This is a genomic window from Microbacterium sp. sgz311019, from assembly GCF_056135325.1.
In genome coordinates this window covers 492,273-510,221 of the sequence record NZ_JBWAXO010000002.1, presented here as the reverse complement: position 1 = coordinate 510,221, position 17,949 = coordinate 492,273, and the positions used below count along the sequence as shown (strand labels likewise).

The window sequence follows — 17,949 nt, the reverse complement described above, 5'->3', positions numbered from 1 at the left end:
CAGGGACCCATGACGACCTTCCGCCCCGACCACGTGCCGGGCGAGCCGCCGCCCGCCGATGCCGTGGCCCCGCGCGACTCGTCGCCGGATGCCCCGACCTCGGTCGCGCGCCTCAACGACACCATCCACGGATTCGTCGAGCGGTGGGGATCCGTGTGGGTCGAGGGCGAGATCACCTCGTGGAACCTCCGGGGCGGCAACGTGTACGGCCGCATCAAGGATCTGGGCGTGGATGCCACCCTCTCCTTCCGGCTCTGGTCGACGACGCTGCGCCGCCTGCCCGACCTCAAGGTCGGCGACCACGTCATCGCGTGCGTCAAGGCCGACTACTACGTGCGCGGCGGCGACTTCACCTTCACGGTCTCGGCGATGCGCCACATGGGGCTCGGTGACCAGCTCGAGCGGCTCGAGAGGCTGCGGGCGCAGCTGCACGCCGAGGGCCTGTTCGATCCGGCGCGCAAGAAGCCGATCCCGTTCCTCCCCCGCTGCATCGGCCTCATCACCGGCGAGAAGTCCGACGCCGAGCGCGACGTGCACCGCAACGCCGAGCTGCGCTGGCCGCAGGTGCGATTCCGCACGGCGCACGCGGCCGTCCAGGGCGACCGGTGCGTGCCCGAGACGATCGGAGCGCTGACGGCGCTGGACGCCGACCCCGACGTGGACGTCATCATCATCGCCCGGGGCGGCGGGGACCCGCAGACCCTCCTCGGCTTCAGCGACGAGCGCCTGCTGCGTGCGGTGGCCGCCGCATCCACTCCCGTCGTCAGCGCCATCGGGCACGAGAACGACCACCCGCTCCTGGACGACGTCGCCGATCTGCGGGCATCGACGCCGACGGATGCCGCCAAACGCGTCGTGCCCGACGTCGCCGAGCAGCGCGCCCTCATCGGGCAGCTGCGCGCGCGCCTCACCGGCCGCCTCACGCAGCGCCTGTCGCATGACATCGCCCAGCTCGAGCAGCTGAGATCGCGTCCGGCCCTGCGCTCGCCGGAGTCGATGCTGACCTCGCGCGAGCACGAGATCCGCATGGCGACCGCGCGCGGGCGCGACATCGTGGAGCGGGAACTGGATGCCGCGACCCTGCGCACCGCGGAGCTGCGCGCAGGCCTCCGCGCGCTGTCGCCGGGGGCGACGCTCGCGCGGGGCTACGCGATCGCGCTCGTGGACGGGGACGTCATCGTGCGGGATGCGGCGCAGGCCCCGGCCGGCGCACAGCTCGTCGTCACGGTCGCCCGTGGCTCCCTCGCGGCACTCTCGGAAGGCGAGATCGGCGAGAGCCCCGCGACGACGGATGCGGCGGCGGGCCCGGGCGGCGCGCCGAACTAAGATGGAACCCATGACCGCGTCGACCGAGGGCCTTCCCGACGTGACGTCCCTCTCCTTCGAGCAGGCCCGCGACGAGCTGGTGCGCGTCGTCGCCGAACTCGAGCAGGGTGCGCCGTCGCTCGAGCACTCGCTCGCCCTGTGGGAACGGGGCGAGGCGCTCGCGGCACGCTGCGAGGAATGGCTCGTCGGCGCGAAGCGCCGGCTCGACGAGGCGCGCGGGGCGGAGCCCGCTCGCGCCGCGGAGGCATGATGGCGCACGGACCGCGCGTCGTCGCCGAACTCGGCCGCCCGGAGACGCCAGACGAGACCGCGGCCCGCAAGGCCGAGTCATCCCGCGTCTACCGTTCGAGCCAGACCTTCCGCAACCTCATCGCGGCACTGCTCGTGACGCTGGCGATCGTCGTCGTCATCGTCCTGTCCGTGCCGCGCGGCACGCCCGCCGAGCAGGGCTCCATCGACGTCGCCTCCGTCGCCCGGCAGGTGCAGAGCGGGTACGACCACCCGATCGTCGTGCCGCATGTGCCGTCATCCTGGCGCGTGAACCAGGCTGCGATCGACGGCAGCGACACGTGGTCCATCGCCTACGTGCCCACCGACGACAAGGGCTACCTGCGGGTCTCGCAGGCTTTCGACGCCGACACCGCGTGGGATGCCCGCAAGCTGAGCGGAGCGGCACCCTCCGGCACCGTCGTCATCGACGGCGTCACCTGGACGGTCTACGGCATCCCGGACCCCGCGCGCGCCGGCAACGTCTCGTACGCCATGGGGACGGCCGCGGGCAAGGACCGCGTTCTCATCTATGGAACGGCGAGCTCGAAGACGGCGGCCGTCGCCGCCAAGGGACTCGCCCAGCAGATCCACGACCTGAACGGAGCCGCCGAGTGACCGGGACCGCAGCCACGCCGACCGACGTCTGGGCCGAGATGCGGCACGGCAACGCCCGCTTCGTCGCCGGCGAGCCGATCCACCCGCGCCAGGACGTCGAGCGGCGGCACGATCTCGCGCACATGCAGGCGCCGCGCGCGGCTCTGTTCGGCTGCGCCGACTCGCGTCTGGCCGCGGAGATCATCTTCGACCAGGGGCTCGGCGACCTCTTCGTCGTCCGCAATGCGGGCCAGGTCGTCACCGACTCCGTGGTCGGCTCGCTGGAATACGCGGTCGCCGTGCTGAACGTGCCCCTGATCGTCGTCCTCGGTCACGACGAGTGCGGCGCCGTGCGGGCCGCCATCGACTCCACCGCCATCGACGCCGCCGAGCTCCCTCCGCACATCTGGCGTCTCATCTCGTCGATCGTTCCGGCTGCACGGCGCGTGCTCCGCGCGAATCCTGGACAGTCCGCCGCGACCGTCGACGCCGAGACCGTGGGCCGCGAGCACCTTCGCGACACGGTCGCCGAGCTCCTGAACTCGTCCGACCTCATCACGCAGGCCGTCGCCGACGGCCGCCTGGCGATCGTCGGCGCCAACTACCGACTCGCCGAGGGCACCGCGGTGCCCGACATCATCGTGGGCATTCCCACCGACGTGGAAGCCTGAGACCGGAGGAACGAACAAGTGACCGACACCGAGTACCGCATCGAGCACGACACGATGGGCGAGGTGCGGGTGCCCGCATCCGCGCTGTACAGCGCTCAGACGCAGCGCGCCGTCGAGAACTTCCCGATCTCGGGGAAGGGCCTCGAGTCGGCGCAGATCGCCGCGCTCGCTCGCATCAAGAAGGCTGCGGCGCTCGCCAACAAGGACCTCGGGGTCCTCGACGGCGGCATCGCCGACGCGATCGCGCAGGCGGCGGACGAGGTGGCCACGGGCGTCTACGACGACCAGTTCCCCGTCGACACGTACCAGACCGGCTCGGGCACGTCGTCGAACATGAACATGAACGAGGTCCTCGCGACGCTTGCGACCCGCATCCTCGGCGCTCCCGTCCACCCGAACGACCACGTCAACGCCTCGCAGTCGTCGAACGACGTCTTCCCGACCTCCGTCCACATCGCCGTGACGCAGGCACTCATCGACGACCTGATCCCGGCGCTCGATCACCTCGCCGTCGCGCTCGAGGCGAAGGCCGAGCTCTGGAAGGACGCGGTCAAGTCGGGACGCACGCACCTGATGGACGCGACGCCCGTCACGCTCGGCCAGGAGTTCGGCGGCTACGCCCGCCAGATGCGGCTCGGCATCGAGCGCGTGCGGTCGGCGCTCCCCCGCGTCGGCGAGGTGCCCCTCGGTGGCACGGCGGTCGGCACGGGCATCAACACGCCCCTCGGGTTCCCGCAGAAGGTCATCGAGCTGCTCGCCACCGAGACCGAGCTGCCGATCACCGAGGCCAAGGACCACTTCGAGGCGCAGGCCAACCGTGACGGCCTGGTCGAGGCATCCGGCGCCCTGCGCACGATCGCGGTGTCGCTCACGAAGATCAACAACGACCTGCGATGGATGGGCTCCGGTCCCAACACGGGCCTCGGCGAGCTGCACATCCCGGATCTGCAGCCCGGCTCGTCGATCATGCCCGGCAAGGTGAACCCGGTCGTCCCCGAGGCGACGCTGATGGTCTGCGCGCGGGTCATCGGCAACGATGCGACCGTCGCCTGGGCGGGCGCCTCCGGGTCCTTCGAACTCAACGTCGCGATCCCGGTCATGGGGACGGCGCTCCTCGAGTCGATCCGCCTCCTCTCGAACGCGATGCGCGTCCTCGCCGACAAGACGATCGACGGCCTCCAGGCGAATATCGCCCGTGCCGCTGCATTTGCCGGGATGTCTCCCTCCATCGTCACGCCGCTGAACAAGGTGGTCGGCTACGAGGCGGCCGCGAAGATCGCCAAGCACGCCGTCGCTCAGGGCATCACCGTGCGCGAGGCCGTCGTCGACCTCGGCTACGTCGCCCGCGGCGAGATCACCGAGGAGCAGCTGGACGAGAAGCTCGACCTGCTCTCCATGACCCACCCGGGCTGAGCCGACCCGGCACGACCCCCGTCCTCCTCCCCGTGCTCCGCGCCGCTCACGCCGCAACTCCCCGCCCGCTCTCCACGCGGGCGCGGATTCTCAGCGCGATCCTCGCGGTCGCCTGCGTGGGGCTCGCGGTCGTGGGCGGCGTCACCTTCCTCGTTCAGCGCGACCGCGTGCTCTCCGAGATCGATGCCCGTCTGACGGCGCAGGTCGGGAGCCTCCAGACCGTCGCATCGCCGTCGCCCGCGGTGGGGTCGACCGGCGACTCGGCCACGACCGCGACGGAGAAGCTGTCGACCGACGACTTCGGCTCCGTCTCGGACTACCTGCACGCGGTCGTGGCGCGGCTCGTACCCGCCCAGAACGAGGGCTCGGTGGCGGTGATCGACGGCCGTGCGCGGTACCGGCCGTCGACACTCTCGGGCTTCGACCTGTCTCACAACACACAGCTGATCAGCCGGGCCGTAGCCGAGACCGCGAAGGCCCACGGCACCGTGATCGGCACCGCCGACACGTCCCAGGGTGCACTCCGGTACATCGCCATCCCGGTGACGATGTCCCGCGATCCCGAGGCGGGACTCTACATCCGCGCGATCAACCTCGATGCCGAGCTGTCCCCCGTGACCGCGTCCATCACGACGTACGGGATCGCGGCGGTCATCATGCTGGCGGCGATCGGGCTCGTCGGCTGGTTCGTCGCAGGGCGGCTGCTCTCGCCCATCCGCCGGCTGCACGAGACTGCGGATGCGATCACGCTGACCGACCTCGGCGCGCGCATCCCCGCGGAGGGCAACGACGACATCTCCGCGATGACCCGCACCGTGAACTCGATGCTCGATCGGCTCGAATCCTCGGTCGACGTGCAGCGACAGCTGCTCGACGATGTGCGCCATGAGCTGAAGACCCCCATCACGATCGTGCGGGGGCATCTCGAGCTGATGGATGCTGCGGACTCCGCCGACGTCGACGACGCGCGCCAGCTCGGGATCGCCGAGCTGGACCGAATGACCCGTCTCGTCGACGACATCGACCTGCTGGCTGCCGTCGAGGGCGATCAGTACACGATGCTCGACGTCGACCTGGCAGCCCTCACGGCGCGCATCGGCGGCATGGTGGCGGTCATCCCGGGCCATACCTGGACGGTCGAGAGCACCGGGCACGGCGTCGTCCACGGCGATGCCGATCGTCTGCTGCAGGCATGGCTGGCACTCGCCGACAATGCCGCCAAGTACTCCCCTCCGGGCGCCGGCATCGAGCTCGGCTCCTCGATCGATGAGCGGCGCGCCCGGCTGTGGGTGCGCGATCACGGCCCGGGCATCCCGCCCGACATGCGCCGACGCGTCTTCCGCCGGTTCGACCGTGCCGGCCGGAAGCGTTCGGTCGGCGGCTCGGGCCTGGGCCTTGCGATCGTCGAGGCGATCGCCAAGGCGCACGACGGCGTCTGCACCATCGCCGACACACCCGGCGGCGGTGCTACCTTCTCGATCGAGCTGCCCCGCCACCCGATCGACGTGCCCACGCCCGTCCGGGCGGAAAGCGTCACCCGGAGGGAGGAGGTGTCGTGACCGTCATCCTCATCGCCGAGGACGAACCGCAGATCGCCGCCTTCGTCCGCCGCGGACTCGAACACGCGGGCTACCAGACGATCCTTTCCGAGGACGGCGCGGACGCGCTGCGCATCGCCCTCACCGGCGATGTCGACCTCGTCCTTCTCGACGTCGGGCTCCCGACGATGGACGGCTTCGACGTGCTGCGCGAGATCCGCCGCCGGAACGGGGTCCTCCCCGTCATCATGCTGACGGCCCGCACGTCCACTCGCGACACGGTGGAGGGGTTGGATGCGGGCGCCAGCGACTACGTCCGCAAGCCCTTCACATTCGAGGAGCTCCTCGCGCGCGTGCGCTCGCGCCTGCGCGAGACCGAACGCGAAACCGCAGTCGTGCTCACGCACGGCGACGTCACCCTCGACATCCGCTCACGGAACGCCGTCGTAGAGGGACGCGAGGTCGAACTGTCCGCACGCGAATTCGCGCTGGCGCGCGAGTTCCTGCGCCACCCGGGCGAGGTGCTCAGTCGTGAACAGCTTCTCAGCCGCGTCTGGGGCCTCGACTTCGACCCCGGATCGAACGTCGTCGACGTCTACGTCCGGTATCTGCGGGCCAAGTTCGGCCACGAGCGCATCGCGACAGTCCGCGGCGTGGGCTACCGCTGGGACTGAGAGCCGACCGGACAGAGAAAGGCCCCCGACGCTGGGGAAACGTCGGGGGCCGGGGGCGGTGCTGGGGATACCGCCCGGATCAATCGCGGTGTGCTGGGGATGACTCTCGCGATTGAGACTCGAAACTCTTATCGTGGCTGTGTCCGGTGCTGTTGTCGTGGCCGTTGCCATTGGCCGGCGCGTGCGCAATAATTCGCTCGCGCTGCATGAACTTCGGGCTCAGGACGGGAGCGTTCAGCCTGCTCTGTCTCTTGGCGCCGTTGCCGCCGCCGGATTTGCCGGCGCTGTGATCACCGTTCTGGTTGCCGCCCTGCTCGTGGGAGGTCTGGCCGTTGGAGTTCTGGCCGGACGTGCTCTGACCGGACGTCGAGTGTCCGGTGCCGGAGTCCTTCGATGAGGCCTCGGACTTCGCCGTCGTGGTCGTGCGGGGCTTTGCCGGGGAGGTGACGACCTCACCGGGCTCCGGAGCAGGAACCGTCACGGTCTCGGGCGCGGCGGGAGCAGGGATGTCGGAGTCCGTCGCGGTCACGGGGAAGGTCGTCGGATGCGAGGGCGCGGCGACGTCGATCTTCGCCACCGAGACGCGCGATCCCGCGTTGTCGGCGCGCGCGCCGAGATCCGTGATCGTGATGACGCCGACGATGCCGCTGACGATCACGGCCGTGCCTGCGATGCTCGCCGTCACCGCCCTGCGCCCTGCCATCCGCATCCCCTCGATCGCCTGCCCGGTCGCATGCGGATGCACCGCGGCGACCACTGTCTCTATCGTCGCGTGTCCGCGGGCCGACATGCGCCCATTTCCGATGAAACTATTCTCATCTTCGCTGGGACACGTCGGCCCCGCGGCCGAGCGGATTCAGGCGGGGTCCGGGGGTCAGGCGAGTTCGCCGGCTTCCAGCAGGTCGGTGACGAGGGCTGCGATCGCCGAGCGCTCCGAGCGGACGAGCGTCACGTGGCCGAACAGGTCGTGCCCCTTCAAGGTCTCGATGACAGACGCGACGCCGTCGTGGCGGCCGACCCGCAGGTTGTCGCGCTGGCCGACGTCGTGGGTGAGCACCACGCGCGAGTTCTGGCCGATGCGGCTGAGCACCGTGAGCAGCACGTTGCGCTCGAGGGACTGCGCCTCGTCGACCACGACGAACGCGTCGTGGAGGGAACGGCCGCGGATGTGGGTCAGCGGAAGGACCTCGAGGATGCCGCGAGCCATCACCTCTTCGATGACGTTGGAGGAGACGACCGAGCCGAGCGTGTCGTAGACCGCCTGGCCCCACGGGTTCATCTTCTCCTGCTGATCGCCCGGGAGGTATCCGAGCTCCTGACCGCCGACGGCGAACAGCGGCCGGAAGACGATGATCCGCTTCTGCACCTGACGCTCGAGCACGGCCTCGAGACCCGCGCACAGCGCGAGAGCCGACTTGCCTGTTCCGGCACGGCCACCGAGGGAGACGATGCCGACGCTCGGGTCCAGCAGGAGGTCGATCGCAATCCGCTGCTCCGCTGAGCGACCGTGCAGCCCGAACACATCCCGGTCGCCGCGCACGAGCCGGTACTCCCCCTCGCCCGTCACGCGACCGAGCGCGGAGCCGCGCTCGGAATGGATGACGAGGCCCGTGTTGACCGGAACCCCGCGGATGTCGTCGCTCGTGCCGATCTCGGTCTCGTAGAGGTCGCTCATGTCGTCACCCGAGACGTCCACGTTCGCGATACCGGTCCAGCCCGAGTCGATCGCCTGCTCGGCGAGGTATTCCTCGGCGATGATGCCGAGCGAGGCCGCTTTCACACGCATCGGAAGATCCTTGGACACGACCGTGACGTCCTGGCCGTCCTGCATGAGGTTCATCGCGACGGCGAGGATGCGGGTGTCGTTGTCGCCGAGTCGCATGCCTGCGGGCAGGACCGACGCATCCGTGTTCGTCAGCTCGACGCGCAGCGTCCCGCCGTCGCCGACCGGGACCGGGAAGTCGAGGCGCCCGTTCTCGATGCGCAGCTCGTCGAGGTGGCGGAGGGCCTGCCGCGCGAAGTACCCGATCTCGGGGTCGTGGCGCTTGCCTTCGAGCTCGGTGATCACGACGACGGGGATCACGACCGAGTGCTCGGCGAACCGGAAGAACGCACGGGGGTCACTCAGCAGCACGGACGTGTCGAGGACATACGTACGCAGGGTGTCGTCCTGCGTGGTGTCGTCTGCGGAGACGTCTTCGACGATGGCCTGCTGCTGGTGCTGTGGTGCTCGAGTGGTCACAACCCGCTCCCGCCCCCGGGACCTCTCCCGGCTTCAGGCGAGTCGACCACTGGCTGCGAGTCGCGATCCGCTTGGCCGACTCGATCGGGCGCCTTGCCCGATGCCATGAACGTACGACCACATCGCGCGTACGCCGGTAACGCCACGCCTGCGCGTGTCCGAACGATCTGTGAACGCGAAAAGTCGCCCGTCGGCTCAGGCGACGCGCGAGGCGGCGAAGGCCGCGAGCGCGTCCTCGAGCATGTGGAGCGTGTCGACGTCGGTGCCCACGTGCGGCGCGAGCCGGATGAGCCCCGACCGCGTCGTGAAGACCAGTCCGTAGTTGGCGAGCGTTGCGGCGAGGGGGCCCGCATCCTGCGGATCGGGGGCGAGGGCCACGATCCCGGCTCGTCGCGCGGGGTCGCGGGGAGTGCGGACCGGGATGCCGTGTCCCTCGGCGAGCGCGATGACTTCGTCCACACGCTCGGTGAGCGCGCCCTCGATGGCGCGGACACCCACGTCGGCGGTCTGCCGTGTGGCGGCGGCGAGGCGTGCGGCGGCGAGGTGGTCGAGCACGGACACGCCGTAGGCCTGCACCGACGTGGACGGCGGGACGATCGCATCCACCGGCAGATCACCGTCGACGGCGGCGAAGCCGGACAGCACAGGCGAGATGCGCTCATGCGCGATGTCGGAGAACGAGGCGAACCCGGTCCCGCGGCCGGCACGCAGCCACTTGTAGCCGTTCCCGCACACGACGTCGGCGGCCTCGTACTCCGCCTCGATGACGCCGAAGGCCTGGATCGCGTCGACGATGAGCAGCCGGTCGCCGATGACGTCTCGGATCCCGCCGAGGTCCGCGCGGTAGCCGGTGCGGAAGTCGACCAGGCTCACGGCGACGGCGGCCGTCTCGTCGGTGAGCGCCTCGCGGATGCTCTCCGGCGTGACGAAGCCGTCCTCCGGATCGAAGAGGTCGAGGGTCGCGCGGCCCGTGAGTGCGGCAGCGCGCGCCGCGGTGATCGTGAGGCTCGGAAACTCGCAGCGCGCGACCAGGAGACGGCCCGCGAGGCCGAAGAAGGCATGCATGAGCCCGTAGGTCGTCGACGGCTGCAGCGTCAGGTGCTCCGCGTCGGTTCCGAGCAGCTCCGCGAGCGCCTGGCGCGCTTCCCTCTCGTGGTCCGCGACCAGGTCGATGCTCGATCGCCGCCCGGTGCCGAGGAGGTCGGCATCCGCCTGCACCTCGTCGCGCACGGCCGGGGAGAGCGGACCGAAGGCAGCCCAGTCGAGATAGCCCGGCTCGACGTCGAAGGACGCGGCGAAGGTCGCGAGATCGGTCATCCGGTCATTCTGGCACGCGGATATCCACGCGCCGGAATGGGCTGGCGGGAGGGTCTTCGTGGCCCCGGCTCAGCCGCCGTAGCGGCGATCGCGGGACCCGTAGTCGCGGATCGCCCGGAGGAAGTCGACCTCGCGCAGGTCGGGGCCCAGAGCCTCGACGAAGTAGAACTCGCTGTGCGCCGACTGCCACAGCAGGAAGTCGCTCAGCCGCTGCTCGCCGGAGGTTCTGATGACCAGATCCGGGTCGGGCTGCCCGCCGGTGTAGAGATGCTCGCCGATCTGCTCGGGCGTGAGGCTCGCCGCAAGCTCCTCGAGAGAGCCGCCGGTGGCATCGTGCTGCGCGATGATGCTGCGCACCGCGTCGACGATCTCGCTGCGACCGCCGTAGCCGACTGCCAGGTTGACGTGCAGCCCGGTATTGTCCTTCGTCCTCGCCTCCGCCTCGCGGAGCACGCGGAGCAGGTCCGGGGGCAGCAGGTCGGCACGGCCGACATGCTTGACCCTCCACCCGGGCACCCGCGAGATGTCGTCCGCGAGCTGGGCGATGATGTCGTTCAGATCGGAGAGCTCCGCCGCATCGCGCTTGCGCACGTTGTCCGTGGACAGCAGGTAGAGAGAGACGACCTTCACACCCACGCCGTCGCACCAGCGCAGGAACTCCTGCATCTTCGCGGCACCTGCTCGGTGGCCGTCGGCCGCGGACTGGTACCCGAGCTGCCGTGCCCACCGACGATTGCCGTCGATCATCATCGCGACGTGACGGGGCACGGACTCGGGCGCGAGGCCCCGGCGCAGCCGGTTGATGTAGAGCCGGTAGAGGGGGCCCCGCCCCTCGTTGGCCCGGTCGCGCGTCACGCGTCTAAACTACCCGCGCCGCTCGCACCCGCGCATCCTGTCCCCTTGCTTGGAGGATGCCGCTATGTTCCCGCTGGAGCATGCCGAGACCCCTAGTCTCAAGAGGTGAGCAAGCGCACCACCCGGGCTGAGGTCGAGATGCCCGAGCTTCCCCTGATGGATGCTGCGGCTGCCGATGCTGCCGCCCCCGAGATCAGGCCGACGTGGCGCGGCTGGATCCACGCGGGCACCTTCCCCGTGGCTATCGCCGCCGGGATCGTGCTCATCTGCTTCGCCCAGACCACACCGGCCAAGTGGGCCTGCGCCGTCTTCATGGCGACCTCGCTCCTGCTCTTCGGCAACTCGGCGCTCTACCACCGGTTCGATTGGGGCCCGACGACCAAGGCCGTGCTCAAGCGCATCGATCACGCGAACATCCTGCTGCTGATCGCGGGCACCTACACGCCGGTGGCCGTCCTCGCGCTTCCGCCCCAGCAGGGGACGATCCTCCTCGTGCTGGTGTGGACCGGGGCCCTGCTCGGCATCCTGTTCCGCGTGTTCTGGATCCATGCACCGCGGTGGCTCTATGTGGCGCTGTATCTGCTGCTCGGCTGGGCCGCGATCATGTACGCCGTCGACCTGCTGCGCGCGAGCCTCGCGATGGCGCTGCTCATCCTCGCCGGCGGCCTCCTGTACACCGTCGGCGCCGTCGCCTACGCGCTCAAGCGACCGAACCCGTGGCCTGGGAAGTTCGGCTTCCACGAGATCTTCCACGTCTGCACGGTGCTGGCGTTCCTATGCCACTGGACGGCGTGCCTGATCATCGCGCTGCACCCGGTCGTGCCCTCGCTGGGCGCCCCGGGCTGACCCCTCAGCTGCTGCGAGGATCGATGTCCTGATCGTCGACCTCGGTCGCGCGCTCGGCGGAGTCGCCCTGCTCGGCGGCGAGCTGCTCGGCGTCGAGCTCCTCCCGCACCTCCGCGCGGTAACGGCCGCGACGGATGCGACGCATCATGTCCCACACGAGGAAGACGACCACGACCGCGAGGATCGCGATCAGCAGGAAGCCTGCGACACCAGGGGTCACCGCGTTCGGATCGACATCGGTCGGCGACGGCGAGGGCGTCGGAGTGGCCTCCGCGAAGCGGGCGATCGCGGCGGTGACTGCGTGCATGTGTCCTCGTTTCGCGCGGCGAGCGCATAGCCTGGAGTTCCAGCCTAATTCCTCCCCGAAACCCCTCATCCTCCCCGAAAAGCGGTCATGACGACTCAGGACATGCTCGACGAGCGCTACGGGCGCCGACGGGCCGCCCGCTCGCGGCGCATCACCCTCATCGTGGTCATCGCGATCGCCGCGCTCGTCGTCGCCGCAGTCTCGTGGTACACGGTCAACGACAAGTCGAACAGCATCGACGCCGAGGCGACGGGCTTCCGCATCGCCGACGCCCGCTCCGTCTCGGTGACTTTCCAGGTCACCTCGCCCCCCGGATCCCGGCTCGCGTGCGTCATCGAGGCGGACGACGAGCAGCACGGCATCGTGGGCTGGAAGGTCGTGCAGTACCCCGCATCCACCGATCATCACCGGGCGTTCACCGAGACTGTGCCGACCGTCGGACTCGCGGTGACGGGTTTGGTGAACTCCTGCTGGTTGTCGTAGTCTGCATGCACTGCACAGACCGACGCCCTGGCCAACGCCGGGGCGTCTCGGCTTATCACCCCTTGTGGGAAGAAGGAGAACGCCGTGTCCGATGACACCCAGATGACGTTCCTGACGCAGGACGCGTACGACCGGCTCGCCACCGAGCTCGAGGAGCTGTCGACGACCGGCCGTGAGGAGATCGCGAAGCGCATCGAGGCGGCACGCGAAGAGGGCGACCTCAAGGAGAACGGCGGCTACCACGCCGCAAAGGACGAGCAGGGCAAGCAGGAGGCGCGCATCCGCACGCTGCAGGACCTCCTCAAGCACGCCAAGGTCGGCGAGGCGCCGGTCAGCACCGGCGTGGTCGAGCCGGGCACCGTGGTCACCGCCGTCGTCGCCGGCGGTGAGGAGGTCTTCCTGCTCGGCAACCGCGAGATCGCGTCGAACAGCAAGCTCGATGTCTACAGCGAGGCGTCGCCGCTCGGCTCCGCCATCCTCGGCCTCGAAGAGGGCGCGAAGACCTCGTACACGGCCCCCAACGGCCGCGAGATCGCCGTCGAGATCGTGAAGGTCGAGACCTACGCCGGCCAGTGAGGCCGACGACCGTCAGTCCTCGACGACGCTTGGCTGGAAACCGGCCTCTTCGAGTGTGCGGATGACCAGGCCGCGGTGCTCCGCACCGCGCGTCTCGACGCTCAGCTGAAGGATGACCTCGCTGATCTGCATCCCCTGACCGTGCCGCGTGTGCAGCACCTCCGTGACGTTCGCGCCCGCCGTCGCGAGCAGCTCCGACACGGCCGCCAGCTGACCCGGGCGATCCGGCAGCGGGATGCGCAAGGTCATGTAGCGCCCGGATGCGGCCAGTCCATGCGCCACGACGCGCTGGAGCAGCAGCGGATCGATGTTGCCTCCGGAGAGCACGAGCGCCGTCGGCCCATTCGGCTGCACGACCCCCTCGAGCAGAGCCGCCACGCCCACCGCGCCCGCAGGCTCGACGACCTGCTTGGCGCGCTCGAGCAGCATCAGAAGAGCCCGGGCGATGTCGTCCTCGGTGACGGTGACGACTTCGTCGACGAGCTCCTTGATGATCTCGAACGGGACGTCTCCGGGCCGGGCGACCGCGATGCCGTCGGCGATCGTGGGCGTCGTCTGGACCTGGATGGGGTGACCGGCGCGCAGCGACGCCGGATAGGGCGAGGCGTTCTCGGCCTGGACGCCGACGATCCGGATGCGCCGCCCCTCGGCCGCGGCGCGCGCCTTCACTGCGGCCGCGACGCCGGCGATGAGCCCGCCCCCGCCGATGCCGATCACGAGGGTCTCGAGGTCGGGGATCTGGTCGTAGAGCTCGAGGCCGAGCGTCCCCTGTCCCACGATGACGTCGCGGTGGTCGTACGGGTGGATGAGCACCGCTCCCGTGCGCTCGGCGAACTCCGCTGCCATGCGCAGCGGTGTCTCGACCGTCGCGCCGTCGAGGACGACGTCGGCGCCGTACCCGCGGGTCGCGAGGAGCTTCGGCACGGGTACGCCGAGCGGCATGAAGATCGTGGCCGGGATGCCGAGCTGCTGCGCCGCGAGCGCCACACCCTGGGCGTGATTGCCGGCGGAGGCCGCGACGACGCCGCGCGACCGCTCCTGCTCCGTGAGCCGGGAGAGTCGGTAGGTGGCTCCTCGGATCTTGAACGACCCTGTGCGCTGCAGGTTCTCGAGCTTGAGGTGGATCGGCGCACCGACGACATCGCTGAGGTGCTGAGACTCCAGGACCGGCGTCGTGGCGATCTGTCCGCGGAGGGTGGCCGCGGCATCCTCGAAGTCGGCCAGAGTCGGCATGCTTCTCACGCGTCGTCCTTCTCTCTCGCGGCGGTCCGGCTGCTCGTGCGCCTGTTCTCGATCGGCACGGTGCTCCAGATGAGGTCGGGTGGCGCGCCGGGCGCGTGGGCCTCCCAGCCGCGCTCGGAGAGGTAGACGCCGACGACGTTCACGAACGCGGCCAGGGGCACGGCGAACAGCGCACCGGGGATCCCGGCGATCAGCGCGCCGCCGGCGACGACGAGCACGACCGCGAGCGGATGCACCTTGACGGCGGATCCCATGAGGATCGGCTGCAGCACGTGGCCTTCGAGCTGCTGCACGCCGAGGATCACGACGAGCATCCACAACGCGATCCAGGGACCGTTGTAGACGAGCGCGAGGAAGACGGCGACCGCCCCGGTGACCACGGCGCCCACGATCGGAACGAAGGCCCCGAGGAAGACGAGGACGGCGACCGGGATCGCCAACGGGACGCCGAGGAGATAGGCACCGAGGCCGATGCCGATCGCGTCGATCGTCGCGACGAGCAGCTGCGTGCGGGCGTAGTTGACGACGGCCACCCATCCTGCCGCGCCCGCGCCGAGGATCGCGGGGCGTGCCTGCTTCGGGAAGAGCCGCGTCGTCCAGCGCCAGATACCGCCGCCGTCGGCGAGGATGCACAGGAGCGCGAAGATGGCGAGCAGCACGCCCGTCGCGATATGGCCGATCGTGCTGCCGAGCGACAGGGCGCCGCTCCACAGAGCGCCGCCCTGCTCCTGGATGAGCTTCACCACGGATGCGAGGAACTGGTCGATCTGCTCGGCGCTCAGCTGCAGCGGACCGGTCATCAGGAAATGCCGGAACTGGTCGACGGCTTCGAGCGTGCGCGATTGGACGGACCCCCACTGCTGCGCGATCTGCCAGATCGCGAGGGCCAGGAGTCCCCCGACGATCGCGATGGTCCCCAGAACCGAGATGACGACCGCGAGCCAGCGTGGGAAGCGGTGCCGCAGCATCCAGCTGAATGCGGGCCAGAGGAGCGCGGTGACGAGGATCGCGATGAGCAGCGGGACGACGAGCAGGCTCAGCTGGATGACGAGCCAGATGCCGACCCCGATCGCGGCGGCGACCACCAGCAGCCGCCAGGCGTAGGCTGTCGCCACGCGCAGACCACGCGGGATGGTGGGCGAGATGTCGGTGCTGACTGTGCGCATCCGCAGGGCGTCGAGGAACCGGCCGCGGGATGTGTCGTCCGACTTGGGGGCAGGGCCGCTCATCCAGTCAGTTTAGTGGGCGGTCGTATTCCGCTTCCGAGATGCGAACTCCCTCCCCTTCCACTGTAACGGCGGGGTGGGGGCTTGCCGCAAGGGCCCCTCTCCGGGGCAGAATCATGGGTCCCGAAGCCGTGAACGACACCGGAGCCGCATACGTGAGACGACAGAGCCCGTTCGACCTTCCCGACCGCCTCCACGCCAAGAACGACCCCGCCCTCATCGCGCAGGACGAAGAGCACTTCGCCCGCATCAGCGAGACGCTGGACGCCCAGATCGCCCACCTGACCGCCCGGCTCGACGCGGAGCGGCTCGCACCCGCCGGCTCCGGCCAGGCGGCGCTCGATCGCGACCTCGAGGTTCATCGCCTCTCCCGCGCACTGCGCCTGCTCACCCGGTTCGGCCTCGACCTGTGCCTCGGCCGCATCGTCGCCGAGGGCGCGAGCGAGCCGACGTACATCGGGCGACTGGGACTGACGGATGCGGCGGGCCGCCGCTTGCTCGTCGACTGGCGCACCCCGGCCGCCGAGCCGTTCTTCGCGGCGACCCACGGCGACCCGCGGGGACTCGTGAGCCGCAGGCGCTACCGGTGGATGCGCGGACGCGTGGTCGACTACTGGGACGAGGTCTTCGCCCCCGACCCCTGGGACTCGGACACGTGGCGGGCCGAGAAGGCCGCTCTCGACGACCAGTCGGCCTTCATCGCGAGCCTCGGCACGAGCCGCTCCGCGCACATGCGGGACGTCCTCGGGACGATCCAGGCGGATCAGGATGCCGTCATCCGGGCGAGCGCGCGCGGAGCCCTCGTCGTCGACGGCGGTCCGGGCACCGGCAAGACGGTGGTCGCGCTTCACCGCGCGGCATACCTCGTCTACAGCGACCCTCGGCTCGGCGACCGCCACAGGGGCGGGGTGCTGTTCGTCGGGCCGCATCACGCGTACGTCGCGTATGTCGCGGACGTGCTGCCGAGCCTCGGCGAGGAGGGGGTGCAGACCTGTACGCTGCGCGACCTCGTGGCCGAGGGGCCGGGCGCCGCAGCCGAGCCCGACCAGGCGGTCGCGCGACTGAAGGGCGAGGCACGCATGGTGCGGGCGGTGGAGCGCGCCGTGGCCCTGCTGGAGGAGCCGCCGAGCTACGACATGATCCTCCGGAGCGAATGGGTCGACGTCGTCGTCACGCCGGCAGACTGGGCCGCGGCGTTCGGCGCCGTCGAACCGGGGCTCTCGCACAACGAGGCCCGGGCGCAGGTGGGCGAGACGATCCTCGACATCCTCGCGGCCCGGGGAGGCGGCGAGGATCTGTCGGCGGCCGAGCTGCGGCGGGTGCTCGCGGGCGACGAGGTGATGGCGCGTGCACTCGAGCGGGCGTGGCCGCGGGTCGAGGGAGCGGACCTCGTCGCGCGTCTGTGGACCGAGCCCGAGCACCTCGCCGAATGCGCTCCGTGGCTGTCGCCCGAGGAGGTCGCCGTGCTGCAGCGGCCGGACGGTCGCGCGTGGACCATGGCGGACCTGCCTCTGCTCGATGCGGCGCGGCAGCGCCTCGGCGATCCCGACGCGCTGCAGCGCGAGCAGGAGCGGGAGGCGGCGCTGGAGGCCGACCGCGCCTACATGTCCGACGTCGTCGACAGCCTCGTCGCCGCGGATGTGGACATGGACTCGCCGCTCAGCTGGATGATGATCGGGAACAACTCCGGAGACGACGTCCGGGAGAGTCTCGTCGACGAGGCGGTGGTGGCGCCACGCGACCTCGATCTGCTCGCGGGGCCCTTCGGGCACGTCATCGTCGACGAGGCGCAGGAGTTGACGGATGCCGAGTGGCTCATGCTGCTGCGGCGCTGCCCCTCGCGCAGCCTCACGATCGTCGGCGACCGCGCGCAGGCGCGGCACGGCTTCCCACAGTCCTGGCGGCAGCGCCTCGACGGCGTCGGCATCGGGCGGGTCGAAGTCGCGTCTCTGCGGGTGAACTACCGCACGCCCGAGGAGGTCATGGCCGAGGCGGAGCCCGTCATCCGCTCCGTCGTCCCCGATGCGAACGTGCCCACCTCCGTCCGCTCGACCGGGCTGCCCGTCGTGCGCGCTCGCGTCGCGGACCTGGACGTGCTGCTTCGAGAGTGGCTCGAGTCGCATGAGGAGGGCGTCGCCTGCGTCATCGGCGACGCGTCCCAGCCCGACCGTGCGCGCGTCCGCTCCCTGTCTCCGCAGAACGCCAAGGGCCTCGAGTTCGACCTCGTGGCGCTCGTCGACGACGGTGCGTTCCCACCGGGGCTGGAGGGAACGGTCGACCGGTACGTCGCCATGACCCGAGCCACGCAGCAGCTCCTCGTGCTCGCCGGCTGATCGCCGGGGTGTCGGCGGTCGCGGATAGGCTGGCGC

The 17,949-nt window shown here is 70.3% G+C and carries 18 protein-coding genes; 11 read left to right on the top strand and 7 right to left on the bottom strand.

What is annotated here, in order from left to right; all coding sequences use genetic code 11:
- Nucleotides 1-9: 9 nt before the first annotated feature.
- The 7 genes from xseA to AC0NZN_RS05230 are packed head-to-tail and all read left to right on the top strand — an operon-like array spanning nucleotide 10 to nucleotide 6,486.
- On the top strand, nucleotides 10-1,326 hold the full coding sequence (gene xseA, locus AC0NZN_RS05260) for an exodeoxyribonuclease VII large subunit (RefSeq protein ID WP_474591206.1): 1,317 nt from the start codon (nucleotides 10-12) through the stop codon (nucleotides 1,324-1,326).
- Nucleotides 1,327-1,336: 10 nt separating this feature from the next.
- The gene (locus AC0NZN_RS05255; RefSeq protein ID WP_474591205.1) at nucleotides 1,337-1,576 is read left to right on the top strand and encodes an exodeoxyribonuclease VII small subunit; all 240 of its coding nucleotides are present in this window, start codon (nucleotides 1,337-1,339) and stop codon (nucleotides 1,574-1,576) included.
- Nucleotides 1,576-2,211 carry a DUF4245 family protein gene (locus tag AC0NZN_RS05250; RefSeq protein WP_474591204.1) on the top strand — a complete coding sequence of 212 codons (636 nt, stop codon included), beginning with the start codon at nucleotides 1,576-1,578 and terminating at the stop codon, nucleotides 2,209-2,211. The genes AC0NZN_RS05255 and AC0NZN_RS05250 overlap by 1 nt, the downstream gene beginning before the upstream one ends.
- A 38-nt stretch (nucleotides 2,212-2,249) precedes the next feature.
- Nucleotides 2,250-2,861: a carbonic anhydrase gene (locus AC0NZN_RS05245; RefSeq protein WP_474591273.1), complete on the top strand. Its 612-nt coding sequence runs from the start codon at nucleotides 2,250-2,252 to the stop codon at nucleotides 2,859-2,861.
- A gap of 18 nt (nucleotides 2,862-2,879) precedes the next feature.
- The gene (locus tag AC0NZN_RS05240) at nucleotides 2,880-4,274 is read left to right on the top strand and encodes a class II fumarate hydratase (RefSeq protein WP_474591203.1); all 1,395 of its coding nucleotides are present in this window, start codon (nucleotides 2,880-2,882) and stop codon (nucleotides 4,272-4,274) included.
- A 32-nt stretch (nucleotides 4,275-4,306) separates the two neighbouring features.
- Nucleotides 4,307-5,833, top strand: coding sequence for a sensor histidine kinase (locus AC0NZN_RS05235; protein ID WP_474591202.1), 1,527 nt, complete (start codon nucleotides 4,307-4,309; stop codon nucleotides 5,831-5,833).
- Nucleotides 5,830-6,486: a response regulator transcription factor gene (locus tag AC0NZN_RS05230; protein WP_474591201.1), complete on the top strand. Its 657-nt coding sequence runs from the start codon at nucleotides 5,830-5,832 to the stop codon at nucleotides 6,484-6,486. The genes AC0NZN_RS05235 and AC0NZN_RS05230 overlap by 4 nt, the downstream gene beginning before the upstream one ends.
- A gap of 79 nt (nucleotides 6,487-6,565) precedes the next feature.
- Here the strand turns inward: AC0NZN_RS05230 and AC0NZN_RS05225 are convergent, their stop codons facing one another.
- The 4 genes from AC0NZN_RS05225 to AC0NZN_RS05210 all read right to left on the bottom strand — a co-directional run bounded on the left by AC0NZN_RS05225 (nucleotide 6,566) and on the right by AC0NZN_RS05210 (nucleotide 10,900).
- Nucleotides 6,566-7,189, bottom strand: coding sequence for a hypothetical protein (locus AC0NZN_RS05225; RefSeq protein ID WP_474591200.1), 624 nt, complete (start codon nucleotides 7,187-7,189; stop codon nucleotides 6,566-6,568).
- A 171-nt stretch (nucleotides 7,190-7,360) separates the two neighbouring features.
- On the bottom strand, nucleotides 7,361-8,728 hold the full coding sequence (locus AC0NZN_RS05220; RefSeq protein ID WP_474591199.1) for a PhoH family protein: 1,368 nt from the start codon (nucleotides 8,726-8,728) through the stop codon (nucleotides 7,361-7,363).
- Nucleotides 8,729-8,923: 195 nt separating this feature from the next.
- Entirely contained in the window at nucleotides 8,924-10,045 is a 1,122-nt protein-coding gene (locus tag AC0NZN_RS05215) for an aminotransferase class V-fold PLP-dependent enzyme (protein WP_474591198.1), read from the bottom strand.
- A 69-nt stretch (nucleotides 10,046-10,114) separates the two neighbouring features.
- A complete protein-coding gene (locus AC0NZN_RS05210) occupies nucleotides 10,115-10,900 on the bottom strand; it encodes an isoprenyl transferase (RefSeq protein WP_474591197.1) in 786 nt (261 codons plus the stop codon).
- 138 nt (nucleotides 10,901-11,038) lie between these two features.
- On the opposite strand from AC0NZN_RS05210, the gene trhA reads away from it, so the two are divergent.
- Entirely contained in the window at nucleotides 11,039-11,746 is a 708-nt protein-coding gene (gene trhA / locus AC0NZN_RS05205; RefSeq protein WP_474591272.1) for a PAQR family membrane homeostasis protein TrhA, read from the top strand.
- Between the two features lie 4 nt (nucleotides 11,747-11,750).
- On the opposite strand, the gene AC0NZN_RS05200 is transcribed toward trhA, so the two are convergent.
- Nucleotides 11,751-12,053, bottom strand: a complete 303-nt coding sequence (locus AC0NZN_RS05200; RefSeq protein ID WP_474591196.1) for a hypothetical protein — start codon at nucleotides 12,051-12,053, stop codon at nucleotides 11,751-11,753.
- A gap of 87 nt (nucleotides 12,054-12,140) precedes the next feature.
- On the opposite strand from AC0NZN_RS05200, the gene AC0NZN_RS05195 reads away from it, so the two are divergent.
- Nucleotides 12,141-12,536 carry a DUF4307 domain-containing protein gene (locus tag AC0NZN_RS05195; protein WP_474591195.1) on the top strand — a complete coding sequence of 132 codons (396 nt, stop codon included), beginning with the start codon at nucleotides 12,141-12,143 and terminating at the stop codon, nucleotides 12,534-12,536.
- A 102-nt stretch (nucleotides 12,537-12,638) separates the two neighbouring features.
- A complete protein-coding gene (gene greA / locus AC0NZN_RS05190; protein ID WP_474591271.1) occupies nucleotides 12,639-13,112 on the top strand; it encodes a transcription elongation factor GreA in 474 nt (157 codons plus the stop codon).
- A 12-nt stretch (nucleotides 13,113-13,124) separates the two neighbouring features.
- Here greA and ilvA read toward each other — a convergent pair whose 3' ends face one another.
- Both ilvA and AC0NZN_RS05180 read right to left on the bottom strand, forming a co-directional pair.
- On the bottom strand, nucleotides 13,125-14,345 hold the full coding sequence (gene ilvA, locus AC0NZN_RS05185; RefSeq protein WP_474591270.1) for a threonine ammonia-lyase: 1,221 nt from the start codon (nucleotides 14,343-14,345) through the stop codon (nucleotides 13,125-13,127).
- 5 nt (nucleotides 14,346-14,350) lie between these two features.
- Nucleotides 14,351-15,583 (bottom strand): AI-2E family transporter, encoded by a 1,233-nt coding sequence (locus tag AC0NZN_RS05180; RefSeq protein WP_474591194.1) that lies wholly within the window; start codon nucleotides 15,581-15,583, stop codon nucleotides 14,351-14,353.
- 113 nt (nucleotides 15,584-15,696) lie between these two features.
- Between AC0NZN_RS05180 and helR the strand changes: the two genes are divergently transcribed.
- A complete protein-coding gene (helR, locus tag AC0NZN_RS05175) occupies nucleotides 15,697-17,913 on the top strand; it encodes an RNA polymerase recycling motor ATPase HelR (protein WP_474591193.1) in 2,217 nt (738 codons plus the stop codon).
- Nucleotides 17,914-17,949 lie beyond the last annotated feature (36 nt).

Coding starts and splice junctions, on each gene's coding strand:
- helR (WP_474591193.1), top strand. CDS start 15,697: ATGGGTCCCGAAGCCGTGAACGACACCGGAGCCGCATACGTGAGACGA.
- ilvA (WP_474591270.1), bottom strand. CDS start 14,345: ATGCCGACTCTGGCCGACTTCGAGGATGCCGCGGCCACCCTCCGCGGA.
- greA (WP_474591271.1), top strand. CDS start 12,639: ATGACGTTCCTGACGCAGGACGCGTACGACCGGCTCGCCACCGAGCTC.
- AC0NZN_RS05195 (WP_474591195.1), top strand. CDS start 12,141: ATGACGACTCAGGACATGCTCGACGAGCGCTACGGGCGCCGACGGGCC.
- trhA (WP_474591272.1), top strand. CDS start 11,039: ATGCCCGAGCTTCCCCTGATGGATGCTGCGGCTGCCGATGCTGCCGCC.
- AC0NZN_RS05215 (WP_474591198.1), bottom strand. CDS start 10,045: ATGACCGATCTCGCGACCTTCGCCGCGTCCTTCGACGTCGAGCCGGGC.
- AC0NZN_RS05245 (WP_474591273.1), top strand. CDS start 2,250: ATGCGGCACGGCAACGCCCGCTTCGTCGCCGGCGAGCCGATCCACCCG.
- AC0NZN_RS05180 (WP_474591194.1), bottom strand. CDS start 15,583: ATGAGCGGCCCTGCCCCCAAGTCGGACGACACATCCCGCGGCCGGTTC.
- xseA (WP_474591206.1), top strand. CDS start 10: ATGACGACCTTCCGCCCCGACCACGTGCCGGGCGAGCCGCCGCCCGCC.
- AC0NZN_RS05225 (WP_474591200.1), bottom strand. CDS start 7,189: ATGGCAGGGCGCAGGGCGGTGACGGCGAGCATCGCAGGCACGGCCGTG.
- AC0NZN_RS05200 (WP_474591196.1), bottom strand. CDS start 12,053: ATGCACGCAGTCACCGCCGCGATCGCCCGCTTCGCGGAGGCCACTCCG.
- AC0NZN_RS05250 (WP_474591204.1), top strand. CDS start 1,576: ATGGCGCACGGACCGCGCGTCGTCGCCGAACTCGGCCGCCCGGAGACG.
- AC0NZN_RS05255 (WP_474591205.1), top strand. CDS start 1,337: ATGACCGCGTCGACCGAGGGCCTTCCCGACGTGACGTCCCTCTCCTTC.